Consider the following 1,400-nt stretch of genomic DNA (forward strand, 5'->3'; position numbering starts at 1 on the left):
ATCTATCAAAGCTTTGTCTGGAGTGGTTTTCACGTTAAGTTGACACCAATGAGCAATGCTGTGCCCTTATTGCTGCATCTTAGCTAAAATTTCTATATGGCACTTACAGTCAGTACCCATTGAACCCATGCCCCTGCCTTTGGGGTGTTGTCACTTATCAAAGATAGCGATCGCATCTATATCGCTCAATTGATCAACGGTTTTTGACTATACATACTACTACTGTTACTACATGTAAGGTAATATGTTACATTGATTTTGCTACATGTCCTGGATTCGTAATCTTGGTATTCTAGAGATATGATGTTGCTCAATGCAATTGCATAAAGTATTGCTAAATGATTGTAATAATATTTAACATGAGTCTAGGTTGTGTAATTTAGATTAACTATTGCAAAGAAATTCTCTCAGACTTAGTAGAATGACAAATACAAGGAGGCAACTATTTTATGGATTAGTTACTCTAGAACTGTAGACTATGTTTTCAGTCCTGAGTTATTTCCGTATTTTGCCTCTGAGGCATACCAATCAAGACCACACCAAATCCTTCATTAAGAGCTCCCCCAAAAATCATAATGCCTGTGATTGAGAAGAAAAGAACTCGCGATCTGCCCCAAATTAACGAACGAATTCGCTTCCCGAAAATTCGGGTCATTGACACTGATGGTGCTCAACTGGGAATTATGCTCCCACAGGAAGCACTACAACTAGCAGAAGAAAAAGAGTTAGATTTGGTGCTAATAAGTGACAAAGCTGACCCGCCAGTTTGTCGGATTATGGACTACGGGAAATACAAGTTTGAGCAGGAGAAAAAGGCGCGGGAAGCCCGGAAAAAACAGCACACGGCTGATGTCAAAGAAGTTAAGATGCGCTACAAAATAGAAGAACACGACTACAACGTGCGTGTCAAGCAAGCGGAGCGCTTTTTGAAAGATGGTGATAAAGTCAAAGCGACTGTGATGTTCCGGGGTCGAGAAATTCAACACAGTGACCTAGCAGAAGATTTGCTCAAACGAATGGCAACGGATTTGGAGCCATTTGGTGAGCTTCAACAAGCGCCTAAAAAAGAAGGGCGAAACATGATGATGCTCATCTCGCCCAAAAAATAATTCTCTCACTGTATTAATAGACCAAGTTTGAAAATCCCCTGGCTAAAAGCCAGGGGATTTTTTGATGTTTCGTTTCGATGCAACATCCGCCCAACACCCTGAAGTTATTTAAATTTATCCAAAATCGATAGTCTTGAAGGCTAAGTGGGAAACATAATACTCAGTTGCTCAGGATTTTTACTATTTCCAAGAGATGAGGGACGAGGAAGACAAGGAAGATAAGGAAGTATTTTCTTCCCCTGCCCCCCTGCCCCTCTGCCTCCCCTGCTCCCCCTGCCTGCCTTAACAGAT

1 protein-coding gene is annotated in these 1,400 nt (G+C 41.4%); it reads left to right on the plus strand.

Going from position 1 to position 1,400, the window contains the following annotated elements; translation table 11 throughout:
* Positions 1-575 precede the first annotated feature (575 nt).
* Positions 576-1,109: a translation initiation factor IF-3 gene (gene infC, locus VB740_RS18155; RefSeq protein ID WP_190732259.1), complete on the plus strand. Its 534-nt coding sequence runs from the start codon at positions 576-578 to the stop codon at positions 1,107-1,109.
* Positions 1,110-1,400 lie beyond the last annotated feature (291 nt).

It is taken from the genome of Nostoc sp. UHCC 0251 (assembly GCF_034932245.1).
Taxonomy (GTDB): Bacteria; Cyanobacteriota; Cyanobacteriia; order Cyanobacteriales; family Nostocaceae; genus Nostoc.